Below are 14,994 nucleotides of genomic sequence, written 5' to 3' on the forward strand. Positions count from 1 at the left end.
GCCACGGCCTGCCATGATCAGGCAATCGCCTCGGACGCCTCTTCGAAAATCAGTTTCACTTTCTGGTCTTCGTCAAGGTCGACGGTGACGTGGCCCCCGTGCGCCAGCCGGCCGAACAGCAACTCGTCAGCCAGCGAAGCGCGGATGGTGTCCTGAATCAGACGTGCCATCGGACGCGCGCCCATCATCGGGTCAAAGCCGTGCGTAGCCAGATGAGCCTTGATCGCCGCAGTGAAAATGGCTTCGACCTTTTTCTCGTGCAACTGGGCTTCGAGTTGCATCAGGAACTTGTCCACGACCCGCAGGATGACTTCGTGATCGAGCGACTTGAAGGAGATCGTGGCGTCGAGCCGGTTACGAAACTCGGGCGTGAAGATGCGTTTGATCTCGATCGCTTCATCGCCCGCCTGTCGTGATGCCGTGAAGCCCATCGTCGCTTTTTGGATTGCCTCTTGGCCGGCATTGGTGGTCATGATGATGACCACGTTGCGAAAATCTGCCTTGCGGCCGTTATTGTCGGTAAGCGTGCCGTGGTCCATCACTTGCAGCAGGATGTTGTAGATGTCCGGATGCGCTTTTTCGATCTCGTCGAGGAGCAGAACGCTATAAGGTTTCTTGGTAACGGCTTCGGTCAGCAGGCCGCCCTGGTCGAAGCCGACGTAGCCGGGTGGCGCGCCGATCAGCCGCGAAACCGCGTGCCGCTCCATGTACTCGGACATGTCGAAGCGTATCAGCTCGTTACCGAGGCAGTACGCAAGTTGCTTCGCGACTTCCGTTTTTCCGACGCCGGTGGGGCCCGAAAAAAGGAAGCTGCCGATGGGCTTGACCGGGTTGCCGAGGCCCGAACGAGCCATCTTGATGGCCCTGGCCAGCGCGTCGATCGCCGCATTCTGACCAAAGACGATAGCCTTCAGATCACGGTCGAGGTTGCGCAGGTTGTTGCGGTCGTCTGCTGAGACGTGCGTCGAAGGGATGCGTGCGATCTTGGCAACGATTTCCTCGATGTCGACCTTGCCAATCATCTTTTTCTGCCGGGACTTGGGCAGGATCCGCTGCGCGGCGCCCGCTTCGTCTATGACGTCGATCGCTTTGTCCGGGAGGTGACGGTCCGTGATGAAGCGCACCGACAGCTCGACCGCCGAACTCAGCGCCGCGGCCGAGTACTTGACGCCGTGGTGGGCTTCGAAGCGCGATTTCAAGCCCTTGAGAATGTCTACCGCTTCCGCACTCGACGGCTCGTTGACGTCGATCTTCTGGAATCGCCGCGAGAGCGCGTGATCTTTCTCGAAAATGCCGCGATATTCGTTGTAGGTGGTCGCGCCGATACACTTCAGCTGCCCTGAGGACAGTGCCGGCTTGAGCAGATTGGACGCGTCGAGGGTGCCGCCCGAGGCCGAGCCGGCACCGATCAAGGTATGGATCTCGTCGATGAACAAGATTGCCTGTGGATTTTCGCTGAGTTGCTTGAGAACGGCCTTCAGGCGCTGTTCGAAGTCGCCACGATACTTGGTGCCAGCGAGCAAAGATCCCATGTCTAGGCAGTAAACGTTTGCTTTGCCCAGGATTTCGGGAATGTCGCACTCGACGATTCGCCGCGCCAGCCCCTCGGCGATCGCTGTCTTGCCAACCCCGGCTTCGCCGACCAGCAGGGGGTTGTTCTTGCGCCGGCGGCATAGCGTTTGGATGACCCGTTCAAGTTCCCGGTCGCGACCGATCAGCGGGTCTATCTTGCCCTGAAGAGCCAGGGCGTTGAGATTGATGGTATAGCTTTCGAGCGGCCCGGCAGCACTTTGCTGTTCGCCTTCGGGTTCGACCTCCGGCTCACCGCGTGGCGTGCTCTGTGGAATCCTGCTGATGCCGTGGGAGATGAAATTGACCACGTCGAGGCGGGTCACACCCTGCTTCTGCAGGTAATACACCGCGTGCGAGTCCTTCTCGCCAAAGATGGCAACAAGAACGTTGGCCCCGTTGACCTCCTTGCGACCAGACGACTGGACGTGCAGGATGGCGCGCTGGATCACACGCTGGAAGCCGAGCGTCGGCTGCGTATCGATTTCGTCCTCGCCAGCGACGGTTGGCGTGTGTTCACCGATGAAGCGGGTCAGATCCTTGCGCAGTTGCTCGATGCTGGCGCCGCAGGCGCGCATGGCTTCGGCTGCCGACGGGTTGTCGAGCAGTGCGAGCAGGAGGTGCTCGACCGTGATGAACTCATGACGCTTCTGTCGCGCTTCAACGAAGGCCATGTGCAAACTTACCTCAAGTTCCTGCGCAATCATTCAGTTTTCCTCCATTACGCACGCCAGGGGGTGCTGGTTGCTTCGTGCGAAGGCTGTGACCTGTTCAACTTTCGTGGCCGCGACGTCGCGCGGATAGACTCCACACACGCCCCTTCCGTCGGTGTGAACTTTGAGCATGATTCGCGTCGCGTGTTCTCGATCCATTCCAAAAAACCGCTGCAGAACGACAATCACGAAATCCATCGGGGTGAAATCGTCGTTCAGCAACAGGACCTTGTAAAGTGGTGGCGGCTTGAGCTGCGTGCGCTGCGCTTGGAGTAGAGAGTTGTCTTGATGCTGTGTTGCCATGCGTGAATTCTAACCAGTCTTTCCGGATCCGCAATACCACCCGTCACCAATTCTCGGTACCCGGGGGCGGCGGTGCAGGCGCCAGACAATGAAAACGCTTGACGCATCAACCTCACTTGGCGTAAAAAGGTCGAATGTTTTCGTTCACGGCTGCGTTGTGCCGGTTTTCGTTCCCGAAGATCCGTCAGCGCAGTGCTTGAATTGGAAACATGCAAGTCGGGCTCCGCCCGGATTTAGTCTTTTTTCAAGGAAGTGGCAATATGGCAACTGGTACAGTTAAGTGGTTCAATGACGCTAAAGGTTTTGGCTTCATTACTCCGGATGATGGTAGTGAAGATCTCTTCGCCCATTTCTCCGCGATCACCATGGGTGGATTCAAGACCCTCAAAGAGGGCGAGAAGGTTTCCTTCGACGTGACGCAGGGCCCGAAGGGCAAGCAAGCATCGAATATCGCGCGCGCCTGATTTCTTTGGGTGTGCAATAAGGGACCCGCCTCTGGCGGGTTTTTTTTGGCTCCTTTTTGCCTTTCGGCATTGTGTCGGCAGGCGTCAGTTTGCAGTCCAGTGGCCAGACCTGCCGCCGGCCTTTTCAAGAAGTCTGATGTTCTCGATACGCATGCCGCGATCGACCGCCTTGCACATGTCGTAGATGGTCAGCAAGGCGATGCTGGTGGCACAAAGGGCTTCCATCTCGACGCCGGTGCGACCAACGCACTCCGCCCGCGTCAGGCAATGTACCGCGTTGGCCTCGCTGTCGATCTCGAAGTCGACCGAAACCTTGCTCAGCGCGATCGGATGGCACAAGGGGATCAGGTCGGAGGTTCGCTTGGCGCCTTGTATGGCGGCAATTCTCGCGACGCCCAGAACGTCGCCCTTCTTCGCCGAACCGCCGACGATCAGAACCAGGGTCTCAGGGAGCATCAGGATGCTGCCGGCGGCGCATGCCTGGCGGGCGGTCTCGGCCTTGTCTCCGACGTCAACCATCTGGGCCTGGCCCCGTGAATTGAAATGAGTAAGTGGACTGACTGACATAGGCGGTAGGGGAGGCATGAGGGTCGCTGACGGGGATGATGCCAGTCGCGGGGATCGCTTGACAACCAGCCGAGGGCGCCGAGTAACGCTTGGTGACAATTCACCAGACTACAATTGGGTATCATAGCAAATCTTTGTTGGCGGGCGCCGAGGCTGGCCGGGGGTTTCGTCTTGAGCAGAATGATTTGTGCCGCAGTGTCCTTGACCTTTGCGGTTTTCGCGGGCAGTTCCCCGCCGGTTGCGGCCGATGGCCTTCCGGAGCTTGGTGACGCGTCGCGGGTTGACCTCTCGCCGCAGCTTGAGCGCAAGATCGGAGAGCGGATCTTCAATGACATACGCGTGCGCGAGCCGAGCTACGTTGACGACCCCGAGATCAATGACTACCTGAATCTCCTTGGTGGCCGCCTGGTCGCCGCGAGTTCGAATGCGGCGGGCGATTACTATTTTTTTGCGATTCGTGACAACACGGTGAACGCCTTTGCGATGTTTGGCGGTTTCATCGGGGTCAACACCGGCACGCTGCTTACCGCGCAGTCGGAGTCCGAGTTGGCCGGGGTGATCGCGCACGAGATTTCGCACGTGAGTCAGAATCACCTGGCGCGGCAGATTGCCAGGGAAAAGCAGAGTTCGATCGCCACCATGGTCGCCATGGCCGTCGGTGTTCTTGCTGCGCGTTCGAACTCACAGGTGGCGTCTGCGACGATCGCCTCGGCGCAGGCCGCGTCGATTCAATCGCAACTGGCCTACAGTCGCGACTTCGAGCGCGAAGCCGACCGGCTCGGCTATCAAACGCTGGCCAAGGCCGGCTACGACGTGCGTGGCATGGGCGACTTCTTTGGCCGCATGCAGCTGGCGGGTCGGGTGTACGAGAACAACGCGCCGGTTTATCTGCGTTCGCACCCGCTGACCGTCGAGCGCATCTCCGACATGCAGAACAGGTCGCAGGATGCTTCCTACCGTCAGGTTGCCGACAGCGTTGATTTTCATCTGGTGCGCGCCAAGCTGCGGGCGCAGGCGGCTACGCCTGGCGAGGCGGTCAGCGAGTTCAGCAAGCTGCTGCGCGAAAAGAAATATGCTTCTGAGGTGGCGACCCGCTACGGACTCGCGTATTCGCTCTTGCAGGCCAAGGATCTCGCCGCCGCGCAGAAGGAGCTGGGTGCGCTGCTGGCGCTCAAGGCTTCATCGCCGATGATCGCCGGCCTGGCGGCACGCACCGAAATTGCCGCTGGCAATCAAGCCGGCGCGACAAAGATCTATCGCGACGCGCTGCAACGTTATCCACAGTCCAAGGCTTTGGTTTACGGCTACGCGGACGCCCTGCTGGCGGGGCGGCAATACGAGCAGAGCTTGAAGTTTCTCGACTCGCAGCTACAGCTCTACAGCGCCGACTACAAGCTGTATGGATTGCAGGCGAAGACTTTTGCCGCGCTTGGCAAGCGCCTGCAGCAACACCGTTCGCAGGCCGAGTCCTACCTGTTGCTGGGGCAGTTGGGTGCTGCCGTCGAACAGTTGCAGTTCGCGCAACAGGCTGGTGACGGCGACTTTTTCGAGAAGTCCGCGGTCGACGCTCGCCTGCGCGACCTGCGCAAGCTGCTGGCGGAAGAGGTCAATGAGAAGAAGCGCAATGGCGGTTAGAGTAATTGGAATGGTTAAAATACGCCCTCGATTTTGTTCTGGACCAACACATGCATTGCGATCGCGAGCTCGACGTCCGAGGGCTGAAGTGCCCACTGCCGATTCTGCGTACGAAGAAGGCGTTGTCCGAGATGGCGTCGGGTGATGTGCTGCACGTCCTGGCGACTGACCCGGGTTCGGTCAAGGACTTCCAGGCTTTCGCCAAACAGACCGGCAACGAACTGCTGTCGAACGGCGAAGGCAATCAGGTTTTCGAGTTCTACCTCAAGCGCAAGTAGTGTCCGCAGCTGCGACGGAGCGCTTCAGCCGGCGCCGCTGGGCCAGGCCTGCGCGCACTGTCGATTCGCTGACTGATGCTTGCTGGCGTTCGGTTCGCGCTGTTCGATGGCGACGCTGGCCGTGCCGTCCTGCTGACGGGGTTCCAGCGCTCCATTGTCCTTGCGGCTTCCGGCGACCCTGGCGCCGCTTTTAGCACGATTGAAGCGGCGCTTGCGGCTGGTCAGTGGCTGGCTGTGGCCGCCGACTACGCCCTCGGCGCATCCTTCGAGCCGGCAGTGCCCGCGGTACCCGGCGACCGGCCGGTGTTGCGGGCCTGGGTATTTACCGAGGGTCGAGTGCTCGATGCGCCGGCCGGCGCCGCCTTCCTTGCCGAGCAGCTGGCGGCGCTGCCCGAGTACCAGAAGGTGGCGGGAATTGCGGAATTGTGTCCTGCCGTCGATGCGGCGAGGCATGCCGCGCAGGTCAGGCAGATTCATCGCTGGATCAGGGACGGCGATTGCTACCAAATCAACCTCACATTTCCGCTGACGTTCGAGTCTTACGGACATCCGCTGGCGCTCTATGTGCGTCTGCGCGAACGACAGCCGGTTCGTTATGGGGGCTTTCTCGGCGGCGACGACGAAGCAATCCTCTCTTTCTCGCCAGAGTTATTTTTCGAGCGCGTCGGTGACCAAGTAGTCACCCGGCCGATGAAAGGAACGGCACCGCGCGGCCGGACGCCACTGGAAGATCAGGCGAATCGTGCGGCCTTGCTGGCGTCGGCCAAGGAGCGGGCGGAGAACATCATGATCGTCGACCTGCTGCGCAACGACCTGGGGCGCCTGGCGCAGCCCGGAAAGGTGACTGTCGAAGCCTTGTGTGCGGCGGAGGCCTACCCGACCCTTTGGCAGATGGTGTCCACTGTCGCCGCGGACTTGCCGGGCGTTGGGATCGCCGAGCTCTTTGCCGCCCTGTTTCCCTGCGGTTCGATCACCGGGGCGCCGAAGATCAGAGCCATGCAACGCATCGCCGAGCTTGAAGAGTCGCCGCGCGGGCTGTACACGGGAGCTTTTGGCTGGCTGTCGCCGGGCGGTGACTGTCGCTTCAACGTCGCCATTCGCACCGTCGAGGCCGGCCCGCATGGCCAGGCTCGGCTCGGCGTGGGCAGTGGCATCGTGATTGACTCCGACGCGCAGCGCGAGTACGCCGAATGCCTGCTGAAAGCAAGCTTTCTGACTGCCTTCGATCCGGGATTCGAACTCGTCGAGACCCTGCGCCTTGAAGAAGGCCGCTATCCACTGCTGGACCTGCATCTCGAGCGCCTGCAGGCGTCGGCACGCAGCCTCGGGTTCGCCTGCGCGCTGGTCAGCGTCTCGGCGGCGCTGTCTGCCGAGGCCGCGGCGCGGCCCAAGGCATTGTTTCGCGTTCGCCTGACCCTGGCACACAACGGGAGCTGCCGGGTCGAGGTCTCCGCTTTGCGCGAAGAACCCGGGAAAAGCTGGCGGGTGTGCCTGGCGAGCGAAGCGCTACCTGCTGATGACTATCTGCTGCGCCACAAAACCACGGCGCGTGCTCGCTACGACCGCACGCTGGCGGGGCTCGCCGCGCGGCCAGCGCTGTTCGACGCGATCTTCCTCAACCGCCGCGGCGAGGTGTGTGAAGGTGCGCGCAGCAACGTTTTCGTCGAGCGCGACGGCGTGCTGCTGACTCCACCGCTGGCTTGCGGGCTACTGCCAGGCGTCATGCGGCGCACGCTGCTCGAGTCCGGACGTGCCGTCGAGCAGGTCCTGCGGCGTGAGGACCTGCTGCAGGCGCCTGCCTTGTACGTCGGCAACGCCTTGCGTGGCCTGCTGCCGGTGGTCCTTGAAGCCGACCCGGGTTAGCGGCGCAGGCGTTCGCGCTGCGGGGCGAGTTTTTCCAGCGTCGCCAGGAAGTCGTCGAGACGCTTCTTTTCCTGTTCAACAACTGCCGCTGGGGCGCGCGCGACGAAGCTCTCGTTGGCGAGTTTGGCTCTCGCCTTGTCGATCTCGCCGCCCAGGCGGGCGATCTCCTTGTCGAGCCGCTGGCCTTCGACGGCGACGTCGATTTCAACCTGCAACATGAGCTTGGTTCGTCCGACGATGGCGATCGGTGCGCTGGCGTCGGCGGGCAGGTCGTCGACAATCTGCATTTCCGAGAGCTTGCAGAGCGGTTTCAGGTAAGGCGCGAAGGCGGCCAGCGTGGCGCTGTCGCCACTGGCGAGCAGGGGCACCTTTTGCGCCGGCGAAAGATTCATCTCCCCGCGCAGGTTGCGGCAGGCGTAGGCCAGGTCCTTCAATTGCTGGACGCTCGCTTCGCTGACCGGGTCGATTTTTTCCGGCTGCGCCTGCGGATAGGCGGCGAGCATCACCGAATCGTGCGTCTTGCGGCCAGCAATCGGCGCCAGGGCCTGCCAGAGTTCTTCGGTAATGAATGGCAGCAGCGGATGCGCCAGGCGCAGGACGGTTTCCAGTACCCGTGCCAGCGTCCGGCGCGTGGCGCGAACTTCCTGTTCGTTGCCGTTTTGCAGTTGCACCTTTGACAGCTCGACGTACCAGTCGCAGAACTCGTCCCAGACGAACTCGTAGACCGAGCGCGCGAGCAGATCGAAGCGATAGTCGGCGTAGCGTTGCGCGGCCTCGGCTTCGGTGCGCTGCAACTTGCTGACGATCCAGCGGTCGGCGAAGGAGAAGCTCAGTGCCGTCGAGCAGCTCTCCGGGGTGCAGGCGGACAGCCCAAGATCCTGGTCTGCCGTGTGCATCAGCACGTAGCGCGTCGCGTTCCACAGCTTGTTGCAGAAATTGCGGTAGCCTTCGCAGCGGCTGAGGTCGAACTTGATGTCGCGGCCGGGACTGGCCAGCGACAGGAAGGTGAAACGCAGGGCGTCGGTGCCGAAGGCCTGAATGCCCTCGGGGAACTCCTTGCGGGTGCGCTTTTCGATCTGCGCCGCCTGCTTGGGGTTCATCAGGCCGCTGGTCCGCTTGCTGATCAGCGCGTCGAGATCGATGCCGTCAATGAGGTCGATGGGGTCGAGGACATTGCCCTTGGACTTGCTCATCTTCTGCCCTTCCGCATCGCGGATCAGGCCGTGCACGTAGACATGCTTGAACGGGATCTTGCCGGTGATGTGGCGGGTCATCATCACCATGCGCGCGACCCAGAAGAAAATGATGTCGAAGCCGGTGACCAGCACCGTAGACGGCAGATACAGGTCGAGGGCAGTATTCGTCTCCGCCGGCCACTGCGGCGTCCAGTCGAGCGTCGAGAAAGGCCACAGCGCGGACGAATACCAGGTGTCGAGGACGTCGGGATCGCGACTCAGCGGGCCGTCATAGCCCTGTGCGTCGGCCTGGGCCCTGGCCTCGCCTTCATCGTGGGCGACGAAGATGCGCCCATCGTCACCGTACCATGCCGGGATCTGGTGGCCCCACCACAGTTGCCGCGAGATGCACCAGTCCTGAATGTTGTTCAGCCACTGGTTGTAGGTGTTGACCCAGTTTTCAGGGACGAACCTGATCTCACCCGAGGCCACGCATTCAAGAGCCTTGCCGGCGATGCTGCTGCCGTCGGCACCGGCCTTGCTCATGGCGACGAACCACTGATCGGTGAGCATCGGTTCGATGACCACACCGCTGCGGTCGCCGCGCGGCACTTTCAGAGTATGTGGCTCGACCTTGTCCAGGAAGCCCTGTTTTTCGAGGTCGGCGACGATCTGCAGGCGCGCGGCAAAGCGATCCATGCCCTGGTAGCATGCCGGCGCATTCTCGTTGATGCGGGCGTCGAGCGTCAGAATCGGGATCATCGGCAGCTGGTGGCGCTGACCGACTGCGTAGTCATTGAAGTCGTGAGCCGGAGTGACCTTGACGCAGCCGGTACCGAAGGCGAGGTCCACGTAGGCGTCGGCAACGATCGGAATCTCGCGCTCGCAAAGCGGCAGTCTGACCATCTTCCCGAGCAGGTGACGATAGCGCTCGTCGTCCGGATGGACCATCAGGGCGGTATCGCCGAGCATCGTTTCCGGTCGCGTCGTGGCAACGGTCAGCGTTGCACTGCCGTCGCTCAACGGGTAGCGAATGTGCCAGAGGTGGCCCTGCTCTTCCTCCTGCGCGACTTCGAGGTCGGAGACCGCCGTCTGCAGCACCGGATCCCAGTTGACCAGGCGCTTGCCGCGGTAGATCAGGCCTTCCTTGTACAGCCGGACGAAGGTCTCGGTGACCGTCTTCGACAGGCCTGCGTCCATGGTGAAGCGTTCGCGGCTCCAGTCCGGCGAGGTACCCAGGCGACGCATCTGCTGGGTGATGGTGTTGCCCGAGAATTCCTTCCACTGCCAGACTTTCTCGAGAAACTTCTCGCGGCCGAGGTCGTGTCGGGAGACCCCCTGTCCGTCGAGCTGGCGTTCGACGACGATCTGAGTCGCTATGCCCGCATGATCGGTTCCCGGCTGCCACAGCGTGTTGTCGCCGCGCATGCGATGGTAGCGGGTGAGCGCGTCCATGATCGCCTGGTTGAAACCGTGCCCCATGTGCAGGGTACCAGTGACGTTCGGTGGCGGCAGCAGGATGCAGAAGGCGTCTTCGGGTTTCTTGTCGGTATCGAGGCCGGCGCCGAAGTAGCCTCTGGCTTCCCATTCGGGGTACCAGCGACGCTCGATGTCGGCCGGTTCAAAGCTCTTGGCGAGTTCCATGGAGGAGGGTGAGGGTGGATTTCAGGAGCGCGCATTATACCGGATCGCGCTGCAGCTCCGGGCCGCGACGCTGACCCGGTCCAAGCCGATCCGCCCGGCTCCTACTCCTGCTCCTGCTTGGCTTCGCCGCTCGCCGGATCCTCGAGCGGCAGTTGCAGTTGCCCGCGCTGGGCAATGAAATCGCGCGCCGCAGTGGCAATGCTCGCTTCGATACCCTGGCGCAGGTTCGCGGCAGCCTCGGCAGTGGCGGCCTCCACCAGTACCGGCAAGGCCGCGGCCAGGTGTCGGTCGATGAGTTCCGCAAACTCCGCGGCAAGCGTCGGGCGCAGGTTCGCAGCGATGTCATCGACGCTTGTTTCGGGTTCGGCCTCGACCACGACGACGACATCCGTCAGCAGCGGCAGATCATCGTCTTCGCTGCCCCTGAGGCCAAAGCGCCGTCCGCCGTCCGCATGGTCAGCATCTGCCGAGGCCAGGAAGCTGCGCCGCCTGCGCATCGGGCGCGCGCTGTTGCTCGACTCGTCGCGCCTTGCCCCGGCGTCAGAGTTGATCAGCGAATTGGCGCGGTCGAGCAGGTCTTCGTCATCGGCCATCAGTGCTTTCCTGTGCAATCGAGATATCTGACATCGTAGCCACGATCCTTGTAGAAGCGGGCGCGCTTGCGGCCGTCGGCGCGTTCCTCGTCGCCGCGGCCGACGATTTCAATCAGGCTCGTGAAACGGGAAAAGCCCGGCGGCACATCGCTGGAAAGGTTGAAAAGCCGTTCGTCGTGGGGTAGTGACTCCAGCGTGCTGGCGATGACAACCGGTGTTTGAGCGGCCAGCGGCGAGCCGGCGCCGACGTGCGGGACGAAGCCCGTTGGCGGCTGCGCCCATAGCTGTCGGTCGAGCGCGGCCGCGATCTCGGCGTCGGGCGCATAGACCAGCAAGGCCTTCTTCTGCGCGAAGGTCCTGCCGATGAGGAAGGCGGTCGTGCCGATACGGTTCGCAGCGTTGTGGTAGAAGAAAATCTGCGTCACTTGAGCTTTCCGGCGCGCTTGAGCAGGTAATGCATCAGCAGCGGTACCGGTCGTCCGGTGGCTCCCTTTTCGGTGCCCGACGTCCAGGCGGTGCCGGCGATGTCAAGGTGGGCCCAGACGTATTTCTTGGTGAAGCGGGCAAGAAAGCAGGCAGCGGTAATGCTGCCGCCCCAGCGGCCGCCGATATTGGCCATGTCGGCGAAGGGGCTCTTGAGCAGTTCCTGATAGTCATTCCAGAGCGGCATTTGCCAGGCGCGGTCGTGTGCTTCGTCACCGGCGTTTTCCAGCTCTCGGGCCAGCGTATCGTTGTTGGCGAACAGTCCGGTCGCGACATGACCAAGCGCGACGACGCAGGCGCCGGTGAGGGTGGCGACGTCGATCACCGTGTCCGGCTCGAAGCGCGCGGCGTAGGTCAGGGCGTCACAGAGAATCAGGCGGCCTTCCGCGTCGGTGTTGAGGATTTCGATGGTCTGCCCGGACATCGAGGTGACAATGTCGCCCGGTCGGCTGGCGCCGCCGCCAGGCATGTTCTCCGTGCTCGGCACGATCACCGTCAGGTTGAGCGGCAGCTTCATCAGGGCTGCCGCCTTGATGGTGCCGAGTACGCTGGCGGCGCCGCACATGTCGTACTTCATCTCGTCCATTTCGGGCGCCGGTTTGAGCGAAATGCCGCCGCTATCGAAGGTGACGCCTTTGCCGACCAGGACGACCGGCTTCTCGTCGCTCTTGCCACCCTTGTACTGCAGGACAATGAGCTTCGGCGCCTGGTGTGAGCTCTGCGCGACCGAGAGCAGCGCGTGCATGCCCAACGCAGCCATCTCCTCGCGTTCAAGAACCTGACACTCCATCAGGTGTTCTTCGGCCAGCTTCTGCGCGGTTTCGGCGAGAAAGCTCGGGGTGCACACGTTGCCGGGAAGATTGGCGAGATCCTTGGCCAGCGACATGCCTTCGGCGATGGCCTGCCCTTCGCACAGCGCTTCTTCGGCGACGGCCAGCTCGTTGCGACGATCAACAATGAAGGTCAGCTTGCGCAGCGGACGACGGACCTTATCCTTCTTGCTCTTGAACTGGTCGAAGCGATAGACCGTCTGCTGGGCAACCAGCGCCGCCTGGCGTACGCGCCAGGCGGCGCTGCGCTTGCGGACGCTGGTTTCGGTGAGGAAGACCGTGCCGTCAAACGAGCCCGTTTCGTTGAGCGTCCTGACGGCACTGCGAATCGCGTCGCAGTATTCCCGATCGCCAAATTCCTTTTCCTTGCCGAGGCCGACCAGGAGGACACGGTCGCAGAGTGTGCCGGGAACGTTGTGCAGCAGCAGGGTGGTGCCGGCCTTGCCCTCCATGTCGCCGCGGCGAATGATGTCCGAAAGATGGCTGCGCGCCGCGTTGTCGATGAGCTCGGCGGCCAGCGTCAGCTTGCGGGGTTCGAAAACGCCGACCACCACACAGGCGCTGCGCTGCTTCTCCGGGTTACCGCTTTTTATGCTAAATTCCACTCACCCTCCCCAGGACAGGCGTGTTTCGTCGAAAACGCCGATTATCACTGCAGTTTTTCACCAAAGTCAAAAAATGATCTTCCAGCGTGCTGTCCGACGCGAGTTCGCCCACTCGACCGCCGGTGTTTTCATAGCGCTTTTTGCGATCCTGGTGACCACGCAGTTGATCCGCCTGCTGAACGAAGCTGCGCAGGGCGAAGTCGACCCCGGGGCTGTGGCCGCGCTGCTGGGTTTCGCAGCGCTCAATTATCTCCCGCCGCTGTTGTCGCTCTCCTTGTTCGTTGCCATTCTGTTGACCCTTTCGCGCAGCTATCGTGACTCGGAGATGGTCGTCTGGTTCTCTTCCGGGCTGTCGCTGACGGCCTGGATGCGACCGGTATTCACCTTTGCCCTCCCCCTGGTGGTCACCATCGGCTTGCTGTCGCTGTTTCTCTCGCCCTGGGCCTTGTCGCAGAGCGCCGAATACCGCGGCAAGCTGAGCAACCAGAAGGATGCCGGACAAATCTCTCCGGGAACCTTCCAGGAATCATCGGCGGGTGACCGGGTGATCTTTGTTGAAGCGGTGGCCGAAGATACCACCCACGTGCGCAACGTCTTTGTCAGCGAAGCCGCACCCGAGCGCCTCGGGGTGACGATGGCCGGAACGGGGCACCAGGAGACGGCGGCCAACGGTGATCGCTTCATTGTCCTGCAGGACGGCCGTCGTTACGAGCTCGATCCGGGCACGGCCGGTTTCCGTATTCTCGAGTACGCACGCTATGCTGTTCGCCTGGAGACCAAGGAGGCGCGTGGCATCGAGCGGACACCCAAGAACATGCCGCCGCTGGAGTTGCTGCAACTCGACTTGCCCCCCTATCGGGCAGAGTTGCTGTGGCGCGTTGGCATGCCGCTTGCTGCAGCTGTGCTGGCCTTGTTGGCGATTCCGCTGTCGTTCGTCAACCCGCGCGCGGGTCGTTCGGCGAACATGCTCCTGGCCATACTGGTTTACGTGATCTACAACAATCTGCTGACCATCAGCCAGGGCTGGGTAGCCAGTGGCCAGGTGTCTTTTGCCGTCGGCGTCTTGGTGGTCCATCTGTTCATGCTGCTTCTCTTGCCGTTTCTTTTCTACCACCGTATCGCCATGTCATCTTTCCTGCGCCTCGCCCGATGAAGATCTATCGTCGTTATCTGGTGCGTGAGGTGTCTGCCGCCATCCTCCTGGTGTTGCTGGCGTTTCTGGCACTGTTCGCTTTTTTTGACATGCTTGGCGAGGTCAAGGACATCGGGCGGGGCGGCTACCAACTCCACCATGCGTTTGGTTTCGTCATGCTACGTCTGCCGGGGCGGGTCTACGAGCTGATGCCGATTGCCGTTCTGATCGGGACGCTTTACGCCTTGTCGTCGTTGGCTCGGCATTCCGAGATCACCGTTCTCCGGGTTTCTGGTCTCTCTTCGGGAGCCTTGTTGCGTGGCTTGTTTCTGGTCGCCGGCTTGTTTGCCGTCGCCACCTTCCTGATCGGCGAGTATGTGGCGCCGACGGCCGAGCGAGAGGCCAACCAATTGCGCTTGAAAGCCAGGGGTCGAATGATCGGGCAGGACTTGCGTTCAGGATTGTGGGTCAAGGACGAGCGAAGTTTCATCAACGTGCGCGTTGTGCTGCCGGATACGCGTTTGCGGGGGATTCGTATTTACGAGTTCGACGAGGAGGCGAAGTTGCACTCGTTCACCGAGGCCGCCGAGGGCGAATACGTGCTTCCTGACAGCTGGCGCTTGAGCAATGTAGTGCAGACGGTCCTGCATGCCGAGCGTGCCGACGTTCAGCAGATCCCCGAGATGGTCTGGCATTCGGCGCTGAACCCGGACATCCTGGCGGTACTTATGGTTTCTCCCGATCGGATGTCCCTGCGACACTTGGCGACCTATACCAAGCACCTGTCCGACAATCGCCAGACCACCAACCGCTATGACATTGCATTGTGGAAAAAGGTGGTCTACCCCCTGGCTGCATTCGTGATGGTCGCTCTGGCTCTACCCTTTGGTGGTGCGCACTACCGGTCTGACGCAGTGGGCCTCAAGATCTTCTCCGGGGTGATGATCGGTATCCTGTTCCACATGCTCAACGGCTTGTTTGCCAATCTTGGCGCGATCAATAGTTGGTCGCCATTGCTCAGTGCGGTCACGCCGTCTTTGCTCTTCCTGCTGGCCGCGATCACGATGATCTGGTGGGTCGAGCGACGCTGATTGGCGGAGTGCGTTGACCGGGGGAACTGCGCAAGGTCGCTTGGGCAGG

General features: G+C 61.9%; 13 protein-coding genes. 6 read left to right on the forward strand and 7 right to left on the reverse strand.

Annotated elements, in window-relative coordinates; genetic code table 11:
• Positions 1-17: 17 nt before the first annotated feature.
• A complete protein-coding gene (gene clpA, locus QZ613_RS19210; RefSeq protein WP_043564046.1) occupies positions 18-2,276 on the reverse strand; it encodes an ATP-dependent Clp protease ATP-binding subunit ClpA in 2,259 nt (752 codons plus the stop codon).
• Positions 2,277-2,585 (reverse strand): ATP-dependent Clp protease adapter ClpS, encoded by a 309-nt coding sequence (clpS, locus tag QZ613_RS19215; RefSeq protein WP_043564044.1) that lies wholly within the window; start codon positions 2,583-2,585, stop codon positions 2,277-2,279.
• 260 nt (positions 2,586-2,845) lie between these two features.
• Between clpS and QZ613_RS19220 the strand changes: the two genes are divergently transcribed.
• Positions 2,846-3,049, forward strand: a complete 204-nt coding sequence (locus tag QZ613_RS19220; RefSeq protein WP_042335273.1) for a cold-shock protein — start codon at positions 2,846-2,848, stop codon at positions 3,047-3,049.
• 84 nt (positions 3,050-3,133) lie between these two features.
• On the opposite strand, the gene moaC is transcribed toward QZ613_RS19220, so the two are convergent.
• Positions 3,134-3,616: a cyclic pyranopterin monophosphate synthase MoaC gene (moaC, locus tag QZ613_RS19225; RefSeq protein WP_043564042.1), complete on the reverse strand. Its 483-nt coding sequence runs from the start codon at positions 3,614-3,616 to the stop codon at positions 3,134-3,136.
• A 180-nt stretch (positions 3,617-3,796) separates the two neighbouring features.
• Between moaC and QZ613_RS19230 the strand changes: the two genes are divergently transcribed.
• The 3 genes from QZ613_RS19230 (at position 3,797) to pabB (ending at position 7,392) form a co-directional block, all read left to right on the forward strand.
• Positions 3,797-5,251, forward strand: a complete 1,455-nt coding sequence (locus tag QZ613_RS19230) for a M48 family metalloprotease (RefSeq protein ID WP_043564041.1) — start codon at positions 3,797-3,799, stop codon at positions 5,249-5,251.
• A 50-nt stretch (positions 5,252-5,301) separates the two neighbouring features.
• Entirely contained in the window at positions 5,302-5,529 is a 228-nt protein-coding gene (locus tag QZ613_RS19235) for a sulfurtransferase TusA family protein (protein ID WP_043564039.1), read from the forward strand.
• Positions 5,530-5,604: 75 nt separating this feature from the next.
• Positions 5,605-7,392 carry an aminodeoxychorismate synthase component I gene (gene pabB / locus QZ613_RS19240; RefSeq protein ID WP_291867338.1) on the forward strand — a complete coding sequence of 596 codons (1,788 nt, stop codon included), beginning with the start codon at positions 5,605-5,607 and terminating at the stop codon, positions 7,390-7,392.
• On the opposite strand, the gene QZ613_RS19245 is transcribed toward pabB, so the two are convergent.
• The 4 genes from QZ613_RS19245 to QZ613_RS19260 all read right to left on the reverse strand — a co-directional run bounded on the left by QZ613_RS19245 (position 7,389) and on the right by QZ613_RS19260 (position 12,722).
• The gene (locus QZ613_RS19245; RefSeq protein ID WP_291983634.1) at positions 7,389-10,211 is read right to left on the reverse strand and encodes a valine--tRNA ligase; all 2,823 of its coding nucleotides are present in this window, start codon (positions 10,209-10,211) and stop codon (positions 7,389-7,391) included. The genes pabB and QZ613_RS19245 overlap by 4 nt on opposite strands.
• A 101-nt stretch (positions 10,212-10,312) precedes the next feature.
• Positions 10,313-10,804, reverse strand: a complete 492-nt coding sequence (locus tag QZ613_RS19250; RefSeq protein WP_043564032.1) for a hypothetical protein — start codon at positions 10,802-10,804, stop codon at positions 10,313-10,315.
• A complete protein-coding gene (locus tag QZ613_RS19255; protein ID WP_043564030.1) occupies positions 10,804-11,229 on the reverse strand; it encodes a DNA polymerase III subunit chi in 426 nt (141 codons plus the stop codon). The genes QZ613_RS19250 and QZ613_RS19255 overlap by 1 nt, the downstream gene beginning before the upstream one ends.
• Positions 11,226-12,722: a leucyl aminopeptidase gene (locus tag QZ613_RS19260; protein ID WP_291983636.1), complete on the reverse strand. Its 1,497-nt coding sequence runs from the start codon at positions 12,720-12,722 to the stop codon at positions 11,226-11,228. Before QZ613_RS19260 ends, QZ613_RS19255 begins: the two co-directional genes overlap by 4 nt.
• Before the next feature lie 73 nt (positions 12,723-12,795).
• Between QZ613_RS19260 and lptF the strand changes: the two genes are divergently transcribed.
• Complete coding sequence (gene lptF / locus QZ613_RS19265; RefSeq protein ID WP_043564026.1) at positions 12,796-13,875, forward strand: LPS export ABC transporter permease LptF; 1,080 nt, start codon at positions 12,796-12,798, stop codon at positions 13,873-13,875.
• Complete coding sequence (lptG, locus tag QZ613_RS19270) at positions 13,872-14,945, forward strand: LPS export ABC transporter permease LptG (protein ID WP_043564024.1); 1,074 nt, start codon at positions 13,872-13,874, stop codon at positions 14,943-14,945. The genes lptF and lptG overlap by 4 nt, the downstream gene beginning before the upstream one ends.
• Positions 14,946-14,994: the final 49 nt, after the last annotated feature.

Source organism: Candidatus Accumulibacter sp. ACC005 (assembly GCF_907163215.1).
Lineage (GTDB): Bacteria > Pseudomonadota > Gammaproteobacteria > Burkholderiales > Rhodocyclaceae > Accumulibacter > Accumulibacter regalis.